This window comes from Prosthecobacter sp. (genome assembly GCF_034366625.1).
Taxonomy (GTDB): domain Bacteria; phylum Verrucomicrobiota; class Verrucomicrobiia; order Verrucomicrobiales; family Verrucomicrobiaceae; genus Prosthecobacter.
This window is the reverse complement of the sequence record NZ_JAXMIH010000014.1, coordinates 297,979-313,098: the sequence shown is the minus strand read 5'-3', so window position 1 is coordinate 313,098 and position 15,120 is coordinate 297,979. Positions and strand designations below refer to the sequence as shown.

The window sequence follows — 15,120 nt, the reverse complement described above, 5'->3', positions numbered from 1 at the left end:
GTTGGTTCAAGGCCGTGCGGCAAGCGACAGTTCGATGATCTTTGCGCAAAGATCAGGAAACTCGATGCCCACGGCCTTCGCTGCCTTGGGCAGCAGGCTGCTGCTCGTCATGCCGGGGATGGTGTTGATCTCGAGCACGAAGGGGGCTTGATCGCTGTCGCGCAGCATGACATCGACGCGGCCATAGACTTCGGTGCTGCAGGAGCGGAAGGCTTTCAAAGCGGCGTCCTGCACTGCTTTCGTCACCTCGGGGCTGAGGTTGGCCGGGCAGTGGTAGTTCGTTTTGCCGGTGCCGCCCATCCACGGGTACTTGTTGTTGATGTCGTAGAAGCCTTCGACCGGCTCGATGTGGATGATGGGCAGCACCTGATCGCCGAGAATGCCGATGGTGAGTTCTTTGCCAGCCACGTAGTCCTCGATGAGCGTCTCTTTGCCGAATTTCTTCGCGTCTTCAATGGCGGCATCAAACTCGGCTTGATGATGGCAGATATGGACACCCACGCTGGAACCTTCACGCGGCGGTTTGACCACGAGCGGGAACCCAATTGCGAGCGGCTGGCTGCCATCGAGCGGGTAGGTCTGTGAACGCGGCGTGGGCGCCCCGGCGGCGGTGAAACGCTCCTTGCTCAGCAGTTTGTCGAAGGCTACGCGGCTGCTTTCGACGCCCGCGCCGGTGTAGCGGATGCCACGCTGCTCCAGAATCGCCTGAATCTGGCCATCTTCGCCAAAAGTGCCGTGAATCAGATTCATGGCGATGAAGGTGTCCGCTGGAACCTCGAAGTCCGGGCCGGTCACGTCGATCTCGGTGATGATGGCCCCCTTGCTGCGCAGCGCCTCGGCGACGCTTTCGGCGGTCTTGAGCGAGACTTTGCGTTCGGAGCCTGGGCCGCCCATGAGGAGGGCGATCTTCTTGTTCGTGAGGTCGAGCATGGTGCGCAGATATGGAATGTGGTGGCTGGATTGGCAAAGGAATCCTGCCAGAGTTAGGGTCATGAAACCGCGCCAGCTCCTGTTTGCCGCTTTGCTGCTCACCCAGGCAGCTTGTGCGGTGGATTTTGATCTCCTGATCACGAATGCACAAATCGCCGATGGCAGTGGCAAACCCCTGGTGAGCGGCAGCATTGCGGTGAAGGGCGGGAAAATCGTAGCTGTCGGAAAAATCGACGGCACGGCCGACTCGGTCATCGACGCGGGTGGCAAGGTCGCCGCGCCGGGATTTATCGACGTTCACACGCATTCGGAGGACATCTGCCAGAATCCCGTGGCGGAGAATTTCCTGCGCATGGGCGTGACGACCATCATCACCGGCAATTGCGGCCATTCGCGCACGGATGTGGCGAAGTTCTTCCAGGAGATCGCGGAGGCGAAGGTGGCGCTGAATGTGGCCACGCTCATCGGGCACAATTCCGTGCGCAAGGAAGGCATGGGCGGCATTTTCATTCGCGCGCCCGACGAAGCGCAGCTCATGACGATGAAAGCCATCGTCGATCAAGCGATGAAAGACGGCGCGGTCGGCCTGAGCACCGGTTTGATCTATGTGCCCGGCTCTTTTGCCAAAACCGACGAGATCATCGCCCTGGCGAAGGTCGCCGCCGCGCACGACGGCATCTATGTGAGCCACATGCGGCACGAAACGGTGAAGATCTTCGACGCGTTGGACGAGTTCATCCGCGTCGTGCGTGAGGCCGGGATTCGCGGCGAAGTCTCGCACATCAAGCTCTCCGGCCCCACCGCTTGGGGCAAGGCCGGCGAGGTGCTCGCCGTGCTCGACAAGGCGCGTGCCGAGGGATTGAAGATCACGCACGATCAATATGCCTACACCGCCTCCAGCACAGGCCTGCGGCAGTTGATTCCTGACAGCGCGCTGGAAGGCGTGCGCGAGGATTACCTCGCCCGCATCGCCGATCCGAAGCAAAAAGCCGAAATCATCGCCAAAATGGCCGAAATCCGCGAGCGTCAGGGCCGCAAGGACTACGGCTATGCCGTGATCGCCAAATTTAAAACCGATCCGGCGCTCAATGGCAAAACAATCCCCGAGGCCGCGAAGATAGTGCGTGGTGCCGATACGCTCGAAGATCAAATCGAGCTGATTCTCGACATCGAGGCACGCGGCGGTGCCGGCGCGGTTTTCCATGGCATGGACGAGAAGGATTTGCAGACGTTCATGAAGCATCCTCTCACCATGATCGCCAGCGACGGCGGTCCGCGTCGTCTCGGCGAGGACGTGCCACATCCGCGCAGTTATGGAAACAACGCCCGTGTTTTGAGCCGTTATGTGCGCGAGCTCAAGCTGCTCTCCATCGAAGAAGCCGTGCGGCGCATGACCTCGCTGCCAGCGCAGACCTTTCGTCTTAAAGATCGTGGTCAGCTCAAAGTGGGGGCCTTTGCCGACATCGTGATCTTCGATCCCGCCAAAGTCAGCGATCCTTCCACCTTCAACGATCCCCATCATTACGCCGAAGGTTTCAGCGATGTGATCGTGAACGGCGGCGTGGTGATTCGCGATGGCAAGCTGACCGAGGTGCGGAGCGGCGGACCGTTGCGCAAGCACCAAGCAGCGGACTTGCCAGGAGGCCTGTGATCGTGACGACATAAATCATTGAAGGCGGCGATTCTCCCGGCAGAGTCGGTGTGCCAGATGAACGATGACACCCTGCGGCTTTTGCCCTTCTTTTCGATGCGCCAAGCGGTGCTGACGGCCTGCATGCTCAGCGCAGGCAGTTTGTGGGCGGCTGATACGGTGTTGACGCTGAAACAACAGGCCGGCGCCTTTTTCGACAAGCACTGCCTGGAGTGTCATGACGCGGAGACGAAGAAAGGTGGGCTGGATTTGGAACTCGTGGACTACGGCATGGCGGGCCGGGCGCAGACGGATCTGTGGACGAGCATTCATGACCGCATGGCGAAAGGGGAGATGCCGCCAGCAAAGCAAGTGCAGCCTGCAAAAGCGGAACTGGAGCAGGTGCTTGGTGTGATCAAACCGGCGCTCATCACGGCGGATCGTGCGGGGCGTGAGGTGGTGCAGCGGCGGCTGAATCGCATTGAGTATCAGAACACGATCAATGATCTGCTGGCGGTGGATCTGGATTTGAAGGACTTGCTGCCGGAGGATCAGCAGGCGGGTGGTTTTGATAACAATGGTGAGGCGCTGGCGGTTTCGACGGAGCAGATGCAGGGCTACTTGGCGGCGGCACGGCGGGCGATTGATGCGGCCATCGTCACGGGTGATCGGCCGAAGACGGAGACCTTCAAGGTGGACTCGACCCGGGAGGTGAAGCCGTATTTCGCCGATGGCACTTACAGCCTCGTGGATGGCCGGGTGGTGATCTTCACCTCCTCCGACAACTCGTCGTATTCCAAGGTGTCCACGCGTGATCACCGCATCCCGGTGCGCGGGCGGTATCGCTTCCGCTTTCAAGCGGCGGCGCATGATGCAGCGGATCGTCTGTGGTTCACCGTGTCGGGATCGAGTTTCGCCGGGCTGGAGGCAACGCACAAGAATCTGGGCTACTATGAGGTGAGTGCGGAGCCGAAGATGTTCGAGATCGAAGCGCTGCTGGAGGCGAAATCGGCCATTCAGTTCTTCGCGCTCGGTTTGCCGGGCTATCTCAAGAAAAAGCCGGGCGTGGTGTATCCCGGTGTTGGTTTCGGCGAGGTCGAGATCACGGGGCCGCTCATTGAGCAATGGCCGCCGGAGAGTCACACGCGATTGCTCGGCACCACTGACCTCAAAACGGGCACGCTGGCCGATGCGGAGCGCATTTTGAGCGGTTTTGTGCCACGGGCGTTTCGCCGTGTGGCCGAGGACGGTGAGGTGGCCCGCTTTGTGTCGCTCACCAAGTCACTGCTGGAGTCCGGGCGCAGCTTTGAAGAGAGTTTGCGCGCAGGTTTGATCGCGGTGCTGTGCTCGCCCAATTTCATCTATCTGCGTGAAGCATCGCAGCCTGACACTACGCGCATCGCGGCAGCAGAGCTCGCCGTGCGCTTGTCGTATTTTTTGTGCAGCGCTCCGCCGGATGATGAGTTGCTGGCCCTGGCTGCCAAGAAGCAACTCAGCACGCCCGCCGTGCTGCGTGCGCAGGCCGAGCGCTTGCTGAGCAGCCCCAAGAGCGAGACCTTCGTGAAAAACTTCACCGGGCAATGGCTGCACCTGCGCCAGCTCAACGACACCACACCTGACGAGAAGCTGTACAAGAAGTTCGACGAGCTGCTGCAAGTGAGCATGCTGTGGGAGAGCGAGGGCTACTTCCGCGAGATGCTGAAGGCGGATTTGCCCATCGAAGACCTCCTGGATGCCAGGTGGGCGATGCTGAATCAACGACTGGCCGAGCACTACGGCGTTGCTGACGTGACGGGGCTCGATTTGCGCAAAGTAGCGTTGCCCGCCGACAGCGTGCGCGGCGGGGTGCTCACGCAGGCGGCGGTGCTGAAGGTCACGGCGAACGGCACGACGACCTCGCCCGTGCTGCGTGGCGTGTGGGTGCTGGAAAACATCCTCGGACAGCCCACGCCACCACCGCCACCGAACACGGCTGGCATTGAGCCGGATATTCGCGGCGCTGAGACGGTGCGCGAGCAACTGGCGAAGCACCGCAACGTGGAGAGCTGCAACGTGTGTCACCGCCAGATTGATCCGCCAGGTTTTGCGCTGGAGAGCTTTGATCCCATCGGCGATTATCGTGAAAACTACCTGCGCTGGAATGTGACCAACGTGGAGCACAACTGGGGCAGCGTGGTGAAAGGTGCCCTAGTGGACAGCAGCGGCCAAACGGCGAGCGGTGAAGCCTTTGCCGACATCCGCGCGTTCAAGAAGCTGCTGCTCGCACGGCGGGCCGACTTCGCACGTTGCCTCACGGAGAAGCTGCTGAGCTATGCCCTGGGCCGCGAGATGGGCTTCAGCGACCGTGCGGCCATCGACAAGATCGTCGAGCAAACCCAGACGCAAGGCAATGGCCTGCGCACGCTGATTCACGCCATCGTGCAGAGTGAAACCTTCGCCACCCGCTAACTTGCCCACTTTATGAAACCGCTCTCTCGTCGCACTTTTCTCCGTGGATCCGGCGTCAGCCTGGCGCTGCCGCTACTGGAAGCCATGCTGCCCTTGCGCCTGCGTGCCGCTGCTGAGACCGCGCCGCGCCGATTCGTCGCCATCAACATCCCGCTCGGCTTCATTCCGGCCAATTTTTTCCCTGAGCAAGCCGGAGCCGACTATGCGCTGAGCCGTTATTTGCAGCCCGGTGAGGCGTTGCGCAAAAAATTCACCGTCTTCTCCGGCACCAGTCATCCGAGCGTCGATGGCGGCCACTCGGCTGAAAAATCCTTCCTCACCGCCGCGCCATTCCCTGGTGCGCGCACCTTCAAGAACACCATCTCGCTGGATCAGTTCATCGCGGCGAAGATTGGTGACCAAACCCGCTTTGCCTCGCTCACACTCGGCGAGAAGACGCTGTCGTGGTCGGCCAATGGTGTCGCTATTCCACCGGAGCAATCAGCCGCCAAAGCCTTTGCCAAACTTTTCCTCACAGGCTCGGCCCAAGAGATTGCCAACCAGCAGCGTGACCTGCGAGATGGCCGCAGCATCATGGACGCGGTGCTGGATGATGCGAAAGCGATGGAGCGCAAAGTCAGCGCTGCGGATCGTGACAAGCTCGATCAATTCTTCACCGCTGTGCGTGAAACGGAGCAACAGCTCGCCAAGACCGCGCAGTGGAGCCAAACACCGAAGCCTGAAGTGAAAGCCAAGCCACCGGGCGAAATATCGTCCATTGACCTCGTCGGCACGCTGCGGGCGCATTTTGAAGTCATGCGTCTCGCGCTGGAAACTGACAGCACGCGCCTGATCACACTCGGCAGCACCGGCTATGGCAACGTTCCGCGGATTCCCGGCGTGCAGCTCGGCTACCACGGCCTCTCGCATCACGGCAAGAACCCCGACATGCTGCGCCAGCTCGAACTCATCGAGCAGGCGACCATTCAGGCGTTCTTCGACTTCCTCACGAGCCTCAAGGACAGCCAGTCAAACCTGCTCGACCACACACAAGTGCTGCTGGGCAGCAATCTGGGCAACGCCAGCGGGCATCTAACCACGAACCTGCCCATGCTCCTCGCCGGTGGCGGCTATAAGCATGGTCAGCACCTTGCTTTTGATGCGCGGAACAATTACCCGCTGCCCAATCTCTTTGTGAGCATCGCGCAGCGCATGGGTGTGGAGACAGACAAGTTTGCGACCAGCACAGGAACGATGCGCGGGCTGGTTTAACGCAGCGCAGCATGCACCCATGCGCCTATGTCCCGCGCGGCAGCATCGTCCACGCTGGCATCACCCAAACACTCCGCAGCAGTGAGCTCATCACGTTTGGCGATGCGTCCGGTCTTCCAAACGTGAACGCCGAGCGGATATGGGCCGACTTTGCGGGGATCGCTCCAGGTATGGATGCCGAGGGTGTTTGGATTGACGGCGGCGGCGATGTGCATGGGGCCGCTATCGACGCTGATGCAGAATTTCGCCTGCCGCATGACCCAAATCAGCTCCGGTAGAGAGGTGCGGTGGCTCCAGTCATGAATATGAGTGCCGGTGGGACGAGCTTTGTCGTCTGTCATGCCGACAAGGACGACAGGATGCGGTGCCAGGGCGTCACAAAGTGCCTGCAAGGCCGGGTTGGAGAGTGATTTGCCTTCACCACGCGACCACGGGTGCAAAACGATGACATTTGTGAGTGATTCCGGCCAGTCAGCGGGCGGTGTGCCAGGAGTGAGATCAAACGTGATGTCTTGAGGCTCGATTTTGATGCCTAGCGCACGTGGAAGCTCCAGATAGCGATCCACAGCATGTGTGCCGGCATCAACGGACACGGTGTGGTTGTAAAACCAGTGCGCGCCTTCACGCGCATCTGAAAGTCCGATGACGCACTGTGCCCCACGCCAACTACTGGTAAGACCGCTGCGCAGCAGGCCTTGGAAATCGAGGACGATCTCGGGCTCTTCACGCGGCAGCAGCATCCAAGTGCGACGCCAGTTCCAGAAACGGAGGAGGCCGGGAAGGCCGCGAAAAGTCTTGCGGGGAAACGGGATGACCTCGTCGATGAGCGGGCTGCCTTGCAGGATCGGCATCCACTCGGTGTTGGCAAGCCAGCGGATTTTCAGATGCGGATGAGCATCACGCAGCGCCTTCACAGCGGGCAGGGTGTGGACGATGTCGCCCAGCGAGCTTGGCTTGATGATGAGCGCGGATTTGAAGTCGCGCAGGCTGGGAAGCTGGCGCGTGGCGGCGCTCATTTGCCCAAAGCGAGGCGATCGGCGAGCAGCGAGGGCAGGCCAGCTTCGCGGATTTTGCTCTGAGCGGTCTCGATGTCGTATTCGAGGCGGCGGATCGTGATCGTCTGCGCCTGGACATCGTAGATGGCGTAGGCGGCACGCCAGTCACCATCACGCGGCTGGCCGACGCTGCCAACATTGACGAAGTATTTCACGCCGCGTTGTAGCATGACATCGGTGCCACGGGCGGCACGCACGGCGTCATCCTTTTCAAAGATGCGCGGCACATGCGTGTGACCGTAGAAGCAGACCTGGGTGAACTGGTAGCTGAAGCTGGCCATCGCATCGAAGCGGTTGGTCACGTAGCCCCAGTTGCCAGGGGAATCGAGCGTGGCATGGACGATGGTGAAGTCACGCACCTGGCGTACCAGTTTCAAATCGCGCAGCCACTGGCGTTGTTCTTCGCTGAGCTGTGAACGAGTCCAGAGAAGAGCGTTCTGGGCCAGCGGGTTCAATTCTTCGAGCGAACTCTCGCTGGCAGCACCTTCATCGTGATTGCCGCGCACCACAGGGCAGCCCATGTCACGCACGGTCTGCAGGCATTCGACCGGATTGGCGGCGTAACCGACGATGTCACCCAAACAGACGTAATTGGAACAACCCTGCTCCTGAGCGTCCCACAGAACGGTCTGCAGGGCTTCCAGGTTGGCGTGAATGTCTCCGAAGATGGCGAATTTCATCGTCTAGGTTGGCGGCGATTCGCGCATCTTCGGGACATGAGCCGGGAAATCAAGCATTTCGGCTCTGGAAAACCACCTATGTCTCATCGTTGGCTTGAAACGACTGCTTCCGGAAAAGCAAACGGGGCGGATCACCCGATCCGCCCCGTCGCTTGATAGAGTCCAACAGCCAGAAGGAACCACTATTTGAAATGTTTGACTGAACCGTCTCCAGTTCGTTGTCTGGTGGTATTCTTCCACAGGCCGGAAACAATACGTCAGGTGGTCGTAAATGAGTTGTAAGCTGGTTGTAAACCCGGCTCTCAAACGACCGTCGTGATGCGCTCGTAATACCGGAATTCCAGGCCCTCCAACTGCTCAACGACCTCCTTGAGCTGGAAGAGATGTTCGAAGGGTGGCAATAAAACGTCGCCTTCGTAAGGTTTGGCAATCCAGGTGAGGTAAAGACCATCGCACTGCGGCAGCAGTTCTTCAAAAACGCGGGCGCCGCCGATGACGAAGATGGTTTCAGCATCGCCGCAGACCTGGGGCAGTTCGGAGACATCGCGGATGACGGTGATGCCCTCGCGGGGCTGCATCGTGCGGCTGAGGACGATGTTCTGGCGGCCGGGGAGCGGGCGGCCGATGGAGTCGAAGGTGGCGCGGCCCATGAGGATGGGGTGGCCGAGGGTGGTGCGCTTGAAGAACTTCAGATCTTCGGGGAAATGCCACGGCAGCTTGCCTTCGCGTCCGATGACACGGTTGCTGGACATGGCGACGATGGCGATGAGGCGCGGCATGGCTGGCCGAATTTACCAGAGATCGATGGGCTGATGCGGCTCGGGGCGGATGATTTCAGTGCCGGGGATGCTTTCAGTGAAGCGGCGGGTGAACCACATTTGGGCGGGTTCTTCGCCGTGGACGAGGAGGAGTTTTTTCGGCTTTACCTTCTCGATGTATTCGGCGATCTGCTCGCGTGAGGCATGGGCGCTGAGGTCGAAGCTTTCGACACGGGCATGCAGCGCCACAGCAGGGAGGTCACGGGAGAGTTTGATCATCTCGCCCGGTTTGGCGTTGCGAATCTTGTAGCCGGGGGATTCAGGATCGGTGTAGCCGACGAAACAGACGGTGTTGCGCGGATTATCGAGGAACTTTTGCGCGAAAGTGTTGGAGACGGTGTGCTCGGTCATCATGCCGCTGGAGAGCGCGTAGAGCGTGCGCGGGCTGGAGATGATCTCCTGGCGTTTTTTGCTTTTGCGCGGCACGAGCATTTTCATGTCCTCCAACAGCCGGAAACCGGGGTAGCTGCGGCGGCTGCGTGAGGCATAGTGATCGTAAAGGACGGTGATCTTGGTGCTCAGGCCGCCGATGTAGAGCGGCATTTCGGGGATCAGGCCTTCCTGATGCAGCTCGTGCAGCATGAGCATGACCTCCTGCGTTTTGCCGAGGGCAAAGACGGGAATCATCACGGCACCGCCAGCTTCGTGCGTGTCGCGTATGACGCCTGCGAGACGTTCTTTTTCGGCCTTGCGGGAGAAGTTCTCAGGGCGTGCGTAATCGCCACGCGTGGTTTCGGCAATCATGACGTCGATGCCGCTGGTGGGGAAATCGGCGGCGCGGCAGATGGTCTGCGCCTCGAAGTTCACATCGCCGGTGTAGAAGAGCGTGTTGCTGCCTTCGCGGATCAAAACGCCGGTGGAGCCAAGGATATGGCCGGCATCGAACATGGTGGCTTCCAGTTCGGTGTCCGGGATGGTGAACGGGCGGTCGATGTCGCGATAGATCCACTGCGCGCGGATTTCATCGAGCTCGCGGTGCGTGAAGAGCGGATACTCGGTGATGCTTTCCTCCTCGCGCTGCTTCGTCATGACGTTGACGGAGTTGTGCAGCATGGCGGATGACAGCTCGCCGGTGATCTCGGTCATGAGCACCGGCGTGTTTGGCTGCTTGCGCTGCAGCACGGGCAGCGAGCCGATGTGATCGTGGTGTGCGTGGGTGATGACGATGGCGTTCGCCGCTTTGTGCGGAAGCGGGCCGAAATCAGGCAGGGCATCGAAGCCCGCTCGTTTCGGGTGCATGCCGGAATCCAGCACGACACGATGATCCCCGGCTTCGAGGAGGTAGGAGTTGGCGCCGATCTCACGTCGGCGCGTCAGGTTACGGAAACGCATGCAGTTTTTTTAGGGGGAGGGCGATACTAGGGTCTCGAAGGCCGTGCACAAGGGCGAACTTGGCCTTCAGACCTTCCTGCGGCCCGCGAAACGGGCAAACACCGTCGATGCAGCCATAATCGCCGCCGGAATCGTAGGCGGGCACCAGATGAGGCTGGACTGGAAGGCGAGGAAGCAGATCACCAAGGCGGCAAAGATACAAAGCCCGCCACGGAGAATGGATTTGGGCCGTGGTACGAAAAAAACAAGCCATGCTCCGGCCAGACCCGCCACTGCCCAGACGATCCATTGCACCATGGGTGGAAGAAGCCGCAAGCGCGGCATGGCGAGCACTTGGGCCAGCGCCTGCGCATTTAGGCGTGCCAGCCCACCGGGGGAATCGTCATCGGTGCCGATCACGATGACTTTGCCACCAGAGAGATGCTGCTTGTCCTGAGGTGACAAAGCCTCGGCCATTTCCACGGTCATCAGATTGAGCGCATCGACCTCGTGGAAGGTTTGCTTCGCATCCACCGCCAGTTCACCTGACAGAGACAGCGGCACAAACGTGCCATTGGAAAGGTAGGCGCCGGCTCCGGGCCCCAGCAGCAGCCGATGCGTGGCATAGGGTGTCCGTGTGAAACGTGCGAGGGCCTGGGCGAGGACACTGGGCCGGAGATGCCCGCTCTCCTGCACGGCGTAGGGCAGCATGACGGTGCCGTCTGTTTTTCGTGTGACGGTGATGCCGAGCTCGGCCTGCCGACGCATCAAATCATCGGGCGCAGCAATCAAAGCGCCCAATGGTGGCACGGGTTCGATGCTGCCCTGCACCTTTTGAAAGTTCGGCAGCGAATCTTCAAGGCCACCGAGGAACGCCGGGGTTTCGCGACTGGTGGCGATCTGGGCTTCGACACCGAGGACCGTGCTCGGAAACGGCATCAGAGCCTGGGCGGCTTCGCTCACGAATTCCGGCGAGGGTTTGCCCCATGTGAGGGTCTCGGGAATGACGACGACTGCAGGGTCGAAGGGCTGCAGTCCTTTGAGCACCATCTGCCAGTCGAGCGGACGCGGTGGCCAGCCGGCATACTCAGTCTTGTCCGCCACCCGCATCTTCACGAGAACCACGGGTGCAGCAGCCTGCGCATGGTCAGCGGCCATGACAAAGCGCTCGCGCGCATTGGCGACGAGGAAATCGAGGAACAGCTCATCCACACGTTGGAACCGGCCCGCCTGGTGCTCGCGATCCAACCACCAACCGAGACTGGCAAGCAGGAGGACGAGAATCAGGGCACGGATCATGGCAAGCGATGCCCGGTGGATCGTTCCCGGTTAAGACGCGGAAGTCTCGGCCGGAATCTCGGTTTCGCGCTTGTCGGCGGCGAACTTGAGGCGCTTGAGTTCTTCGTCGTGGGAAACCTTGACGATGTCGCCATCGCGGATGTCGCCACGCAGGAGATGCTCGGCCAGCGGGTCTTCGATGTTTTTCTCCACGGCACGGCGCATCGGACGCGCGCCATACTGCGGATCAAAGCCCTCCTTCATGAGGAACTCGCGGGCGCTTTCATCGAGGGTGATGTGGATGTTTTTCTTCTTGAGGCGGGCGACGACCTTGGCGACTTCGAGATCAACGATCACATTGAGCTGCTCCTTCTCGAGCATGCGGAAGATGACGATGTCGTCGAGGCGGTTGAGGAACTCAGGCTTGAAGAACTTCTTCGCGGCCTCGGTGATCTTGCCCTTGATGCCGGCGTTGTCGGCCACGTCCTGCTGCATGGCCATGAAGCCGAGGGTGGTCTGGCGCTTGATGGTTTCAGCGCCGACGTTCGAGGTGAGAATGACGATGGTGTTACGGAAGTCGATCTTGCGGCCGAAGTTGTCGGTGACCTGGCCTTCTTCGAGGATCTGTAGGAGGAGGTGCATCACATCAGGATGCGCTTTTTCGACTTCGTCGAACAGAATGACCGAATAGGGCCTGCGGCGCACAGCTTCGGAGAGCTGGCCGCCTTCTTCATAACCGACGTAGCCGGGAGGTGCGCCGATGAGACGGCTGGCCGTGTGTTTCTCCATGTATTCAGACATGTCGATCTGGATCAGCGCATCGGACGTGCCAAACATGAACTCGGCCAGGTTCTTCGCGAGGAAGGACTTTCCGACACCGGTCGGGCCGAGGAAAAGGAAGGAGCCGATCGGACGACGCGGATCCTTCAAATCGGCGCGGGAACGGCGCAGGGCCTTGCTGATGGCGATGACGGCCTCGTCCTGGCCGATGACCTTGCCCTTCAACTCGGCTTCCATCTTGAGGAGCTTCTCGGCCTCCGCAGTTTCCATGCGCTGAAGCGGAACACCGGTCCATTTTGAGACGATGGACATGATGTCCTCCTCGGTGACATCGACGATGCGCTCCTGATTCGTGCTGCGCCAGTGTTCAAGCACATCATCAAAGCGTTTTTTCGCATTCTTCTCACGATCACGCAGATGGGCGGCTTTCTCGAAGTCCTGCTCCTTGATGGAGCCTTCTTTTTCAACGCGGATTTCCTCGATCTCGGCCTCGATGACCTTGAGTTCGGGCGGCCGCGTCATGGCGGCGATGCGGGCCTTCGATCCGGCCTCGTCCATGATGTCGATGGCCTTGTCAGGAAGGAAGCGGGCAGGCAGGTAGCGGGAACTGAGGTTCACGGCGGACTTGAGGGCGTCCTCGCTGTACTTCGCCTTGTGGTGCAGCTCGTATTTGCCGCGCAGGCCGAACAGAATCTTGATGGCATCCTCGACGGAGGGCTCCTCGATCTTCACACTCTGGAAGCGGCGTTCGAGCGCCGAGTCCTTCTCGATGTACTTGCGATACTCGTTCAAGGTGGTGGCACCGACGCATTGCAGTTCGCCACGGCTGAGAGCAGGCTTGATGATGTTGCTGGCGTCCATCGCGCCTTCGGCGCCGCCGGCACCAACGATGGTGTGCAACTCGTCGATGAAGAGAATGACGTTCTTGGTGCGGCGGATTTCGTCCATGACCGCCTTGATGCGCTCCTCAAACTGGCCGCGATACTTGGTGCCGGCGACCATCAGGGCGAGGTCGAGCGTGATAACGCGCTTGTCGCGCAGGATTTCGGGCACGTTGCCGGCGGAGATTTCCTGGGCGAGTCCTTCAACGATGGCGGTCTTGCCGACGCCGGCCTCGCCGATGAGCACCGGATTGTTCTTGGTGCGACGGCAGAGAATCTGGATGACACGGGCGATTTCATCCGCACGGCCGATGACGGGATCCATCTCGCCCTTGATGGCGAGTTCGGTGAGATCGCGACCGAAGGCCTTGAGCGCCGGTGTCTTTTCATTCTTTTTCTTGTCACCCGCAGGCGTGTTGCCGCTGGGGGAGACGGGTTCGCCCTCCTCCTCTTCTTCTTCGTTTTGGGAGGAGAAGTTGGGATCGAGCTCTTTGAGGATCTCGCTGCGCGCCTTGTCGAGATTCACATCGAGGTTGCGCAAGACCTGCGCGGCGACGCCTTCGCCCTCACGCAGCAGGCCGAGCAGAATGTGCTCGGTGCCGACGTAGCTGTGATTGAGCGCCTTGGCTTCCTTAGAAGCGAGTGCGAGCACCTTTTTCACCCTCGGCGTGTAAGGGATGTTGCCGACCATTTTGGTCTCTGGACCTGAGCCGACCTGCTGCTCGACCTGCATGCGCACGGTTTCGAGGTCCAGGCCAAGCTTGGTCAGGACATTGACGGCCACGCCTTGGCCGAGTTTGATCAGGCCAAGGAGCAGATGTTCCGTGCCGACGTAGTTGTGATTGAAGCGGTCGGCCTCCTTGCGTGCGAGGGCCAGAACTTGTTGGGCGCGTGGGGTGAAATTATTCATCATGGGGGGGCGGAGGGGGGCCTCCTGGGGTTGAAATGGATGGAGGAAAGCTACCCGGGCCGTCGATGGATTGCAACCGCGCACGAGTGATTTCAGCGCGCATGCAGTCACGCTCTTCAGGGGACAATTCACGCGCAGCATTAAGCTGCAAATGTGCGGGCTGGATCTCTAGCAGCAGCATGTCGATGAGGCTGCGGTCGCAGTTGCCGACCAGATCGAGATCGGCACCGAGCCGGAGCATGGAAAGCAGGTTCAACGCCTCCTTGGAAGTAAGGATGTGAGCGTAGCGCAGGATGGCGAAGGCACGCCCGACCTGGTCGCGCAGCATGGTCTGGTGGTCCTCTTTGAGCTTCGCGCGGGCGGTCACTTCGGAGCGCACGACGCCTTCGATGACTTTTTCGATCTGGGCGATGATTTCGGGCTCTGCCTCGCCCAGCGTGTGCTGGTTGGAAATCTGAAACAGGTTGCCGAGCGCCTCCGTGCCTTCGCCATAGAGTCCACGGACGGCGAGACCGATCTTGCCGACGGCCTTGATGACGGGATTGATCTGGTCGGTGAGCACCAGAGCCGGCAGATGCAGCATGACCGAGGCACGCATGCCGGTGCCGAGATTCGTGGGGCAGGCGGTGAGGTAGCCGAGCTTGGTGTCAAACGCGTAGGGCAGCAGGCCCTCCAGTTCCGTGTCCACGCGGTCCACCACTTCGTAGGCGCTGGTGAGGTTTAAGCCGGGGCGGATGCCCTGGATGCGGAAATGATCCTCCTCATTGATCATGATGGAGATGCTCTGCTTGCGATCGACGACCACGGCGCAGCCGGAGGACCGCGCTGCATGTTCGCGGCTGACGAGGTGCCGTTCCACCAGCACCTGTTTGCGGATCTTGCTGAGGTCAGTGTAGTCCTCACTGTAGCCATCCTGCATCTCGGGAAGGCCTTCAACCACCGGTCGTGCGCGTTCGAGCAGCTCGATGCGCTGGCGCTCCTGGCTGAAGCCGGGAAACGGAAAGCCGCGCAGATTGCGCGCCAGACGCACCCGCGAGGTCATGACGATCTCGGAATGCGGGCCGGCACCCTTCATCCAGTCGGCAGGGTTTTTGATCAGTGTGGCAAAGCGCATCATGGGGTGGCAGGTGTTTGACGTGTCAACATGG

The 15,120-nt window shown here is 60.4% G+C and carries 11 protein-coding genes; 3 read left to right on the top strand and 8 right to left on the bottom strand.

Features of this window, described 5'->3' with window-relative positions:
• Positions 1-6 precede the first annotated feature (6 nt).
• Entirely contained in the window at positions 7-930 is a 924-nt protein-coding gene (locus U1A53_RS17120) for a D-alanine--D-alanine ligase (protein WP_322282830.1), read from the bottom strand.
• 61 nt (positions 931-991) lie between these two features.
• Between U1A53_RS17120 and U1A53_RS17115 the strand changes: the two genes are divergently transcribed.
• Genes U1A53_RS17115 through U1A53_RS17105 form a run of 3 tightly spaced genes read left to right on the top strand, consistent with a single transcriptional unit; the run spans position 992 to position 6,259 of the window.
• Complete coding sequence (locus U1A53_RS17115) at positions 992-2,581, top strand: D-aminoacylase (RefSeq protein WP_322282829.1); 1,590 nt, start codon at positions 992-994, stop codon at positions 2,579-2,581.
• Positions 2,582-2,638: 57 nt separating this feature from the next.
• A complete protein-coding gene (locus tag U1A53_RS17110; protein ID WP_322282828.1) occupies positions 2,639-5,008 on the top strand; it encodes a DUF1592 domain-containing protein in 2,370 nt (789 codons plus the stop codon).
• A gap of 12 nt (positions 5,009-5,020) precedes the next feature.
• On the top strand, positions 5,021-6,259 hold the full coding sequence (locus U1A53_RS17105; RefSeq protein ID WP_322282825.1) for a DUF1552 domain-containing protein: 1,239 nt from the start codon (positions 5,021-5,023) through the stop codon (positions 6,257-6,259).
• Here the strand turns inward: U1A53_RS17105 and U1A53_RS17100 are convergent.
• From U1A53_RS17100 to U1A53_RS17070, 7 genes are all read right to left on the bottom strand, one after another.
• Positions 6,256-7,275: a glycosyltransferase family 9 protein gene (locus U1A53_RS17100; RefSeq protein ID WP_322282823.1), complete on the bottom strand. Its 1,020-nt coding sequence runs from the start codon at positions 7,273-7,275 to the stop codon at positions 6,256-6,258. The two genes, U1A53_RS17105 and U1A53_RS17100, sit on opposite strands and share 4 nt — an antisense overlap.
• Positions 7,272-7,994 (bottom strand): metallophosphoesterase family protein, encoded by a 723-nt coding sequence (locus U1A53_RS17095; protein WP_322282822.1) that lies wholly within the window; start codon positions 7,992-7,994, stop codon positions 7,272-7,274. Before U1A53_RS17095 ends, U1A53_RS17100 begins: the two co-directional genes overlap by 4 nt.
• 302 nt (positions 7,995-8,296) lie before the next feature.
• Complete coding sequence (locus tag U1A53_RS17090; protein WP_322282821.1) at positions 8,297-8,773, bottom strand: dihydrofolate reductase; 477 nt, start codon at positions 8,771-8,773, stop codon at positions 8,297-8,299.
• 12 nt (positions 8,774-8,785) lie between these two features.
• The gene (locus U1A53_RS17085; RefSeq protein WP_322282819.1) at positions 8,786-10,144 is read right to left on the bottom strand and encodes an MBL fold metallo-hydrolase; all 1,359 of its coding nucleotides are present in this window, start codon (positions 10,142-10,144) and stop codon (positions 8,786-8,788) included.
• Between the two features lie 66 nt (positions 10,145-10,210).
• Entirely contained in the window at positions 10,211-11,422 is a 1,212-nt protein-coding gene (locus tag U1A53_RS17080; protein ID WP_322282817.1) for a hypothetical protein, read from the bottom strand.
• Positions 11,423-11,452: 30 nt separating this feature from the next.
• Complete coding sequence (locus tag U1A53_RS17075) at positions 11,453-13,972, bottom strand: ATP-dependent Clp protease ATP-binding subunit (RefSeq protein WP_345786495.1); 2,520 nt, start codon at positions 13,970-13,972, stop codon at positions 11,453-11,455.
• Positions 13,965-15,089, bottom strand: coding sequence for a protein arginine kinase (locus tag U1A53_RS17070; protein WP_322282814.1), 1,125 nt, complete (start codon positions 15,087-15,089; stop codon positions 13,965-13,967). Before U1A53_RS17070 ends, U1A53_RS17075 begins: the two co-directional genes overlap by 8 nt.
• Positions 15,090-15,120: the final 31 nt, after the last annotated feature.

Coding starts and splice junctions, on each gene's coding strand:
- U1A53_RS17085 (WP_322282819.1), bottom strand. CDS start 10,144: ATGCGTTTCCGTAACCTGACGCGCCGACGTGAGATCGGCGCCAACTCC.
- U1A53_RS17110 (WP_322282828.1), top strand. CDS start 2,639: ATGAACGATGACACCCTGCGGCTTTTGCCCTTCTTTTCGATGCGCCAA.
- U1A53_RS17080 (WP_322282817.1), bottom strand. CDS start 11,422: ATGATCCGTGCCCTGATTCTCGTCCTCCTGCTTGCCAGTCTCGGTTGG.
- U1A53_RS17105 (WP_322282825.1), top strand. CDS start 5,021: ATGAAACCGCTCTCTCGTCGCACTTTTCTCCGTGGATCCGGCGTCAGC.
- U1A53_RS17070 (WP_322282814.1), bottom strand. CDS start 15,089: ATGATGCGCTTTGCCACACTGATCAAAAACCCTGCCGACTGGATGAAG.
- U1A53_RS17120 (WP_322282830.1), bottom strand. CDS start 930: ATGCTCGACCTCACGAACAAGAAGATCGCCCTCCTCATGGGCGGCCCA.
- U1A53_RS17090 (WP_322282821.1), bottom strand. CDS start 8,773: ATGCCGCGCCTCATCGCCATCGTCGCCATGTCCAGCAACCGTGTCATC.
- U1A53_RS17115 (WP_322282829.1), top strand. CDS start 992: ATGAAACCGCGCCAGCTCCTGTTTGCCGCTTTGCTGCTCACCCAGGCA.
- U1A53_RS17095 (WP_322282822.1), bottom strand. CDS start 7,994: ATGAAATTCGCCATCTTCGGAGACATTCACGCCAACCTGGAAGCCCTG.
- U1A53_RS17075 (WP_345786495.1), bottom strand. CDS start 13,972: ATGAATAATTTCACCCCACGCGCCCAACAAGTTCTGGCCCTCGCACGC.
- U1A53_RS17100 (WP_322282823.1), bottom strand. CDS start 7,275: ATGAGCGCCGCCACGCGCCAGCTTCCCAGCCTGCGCGACTTCAAATCC.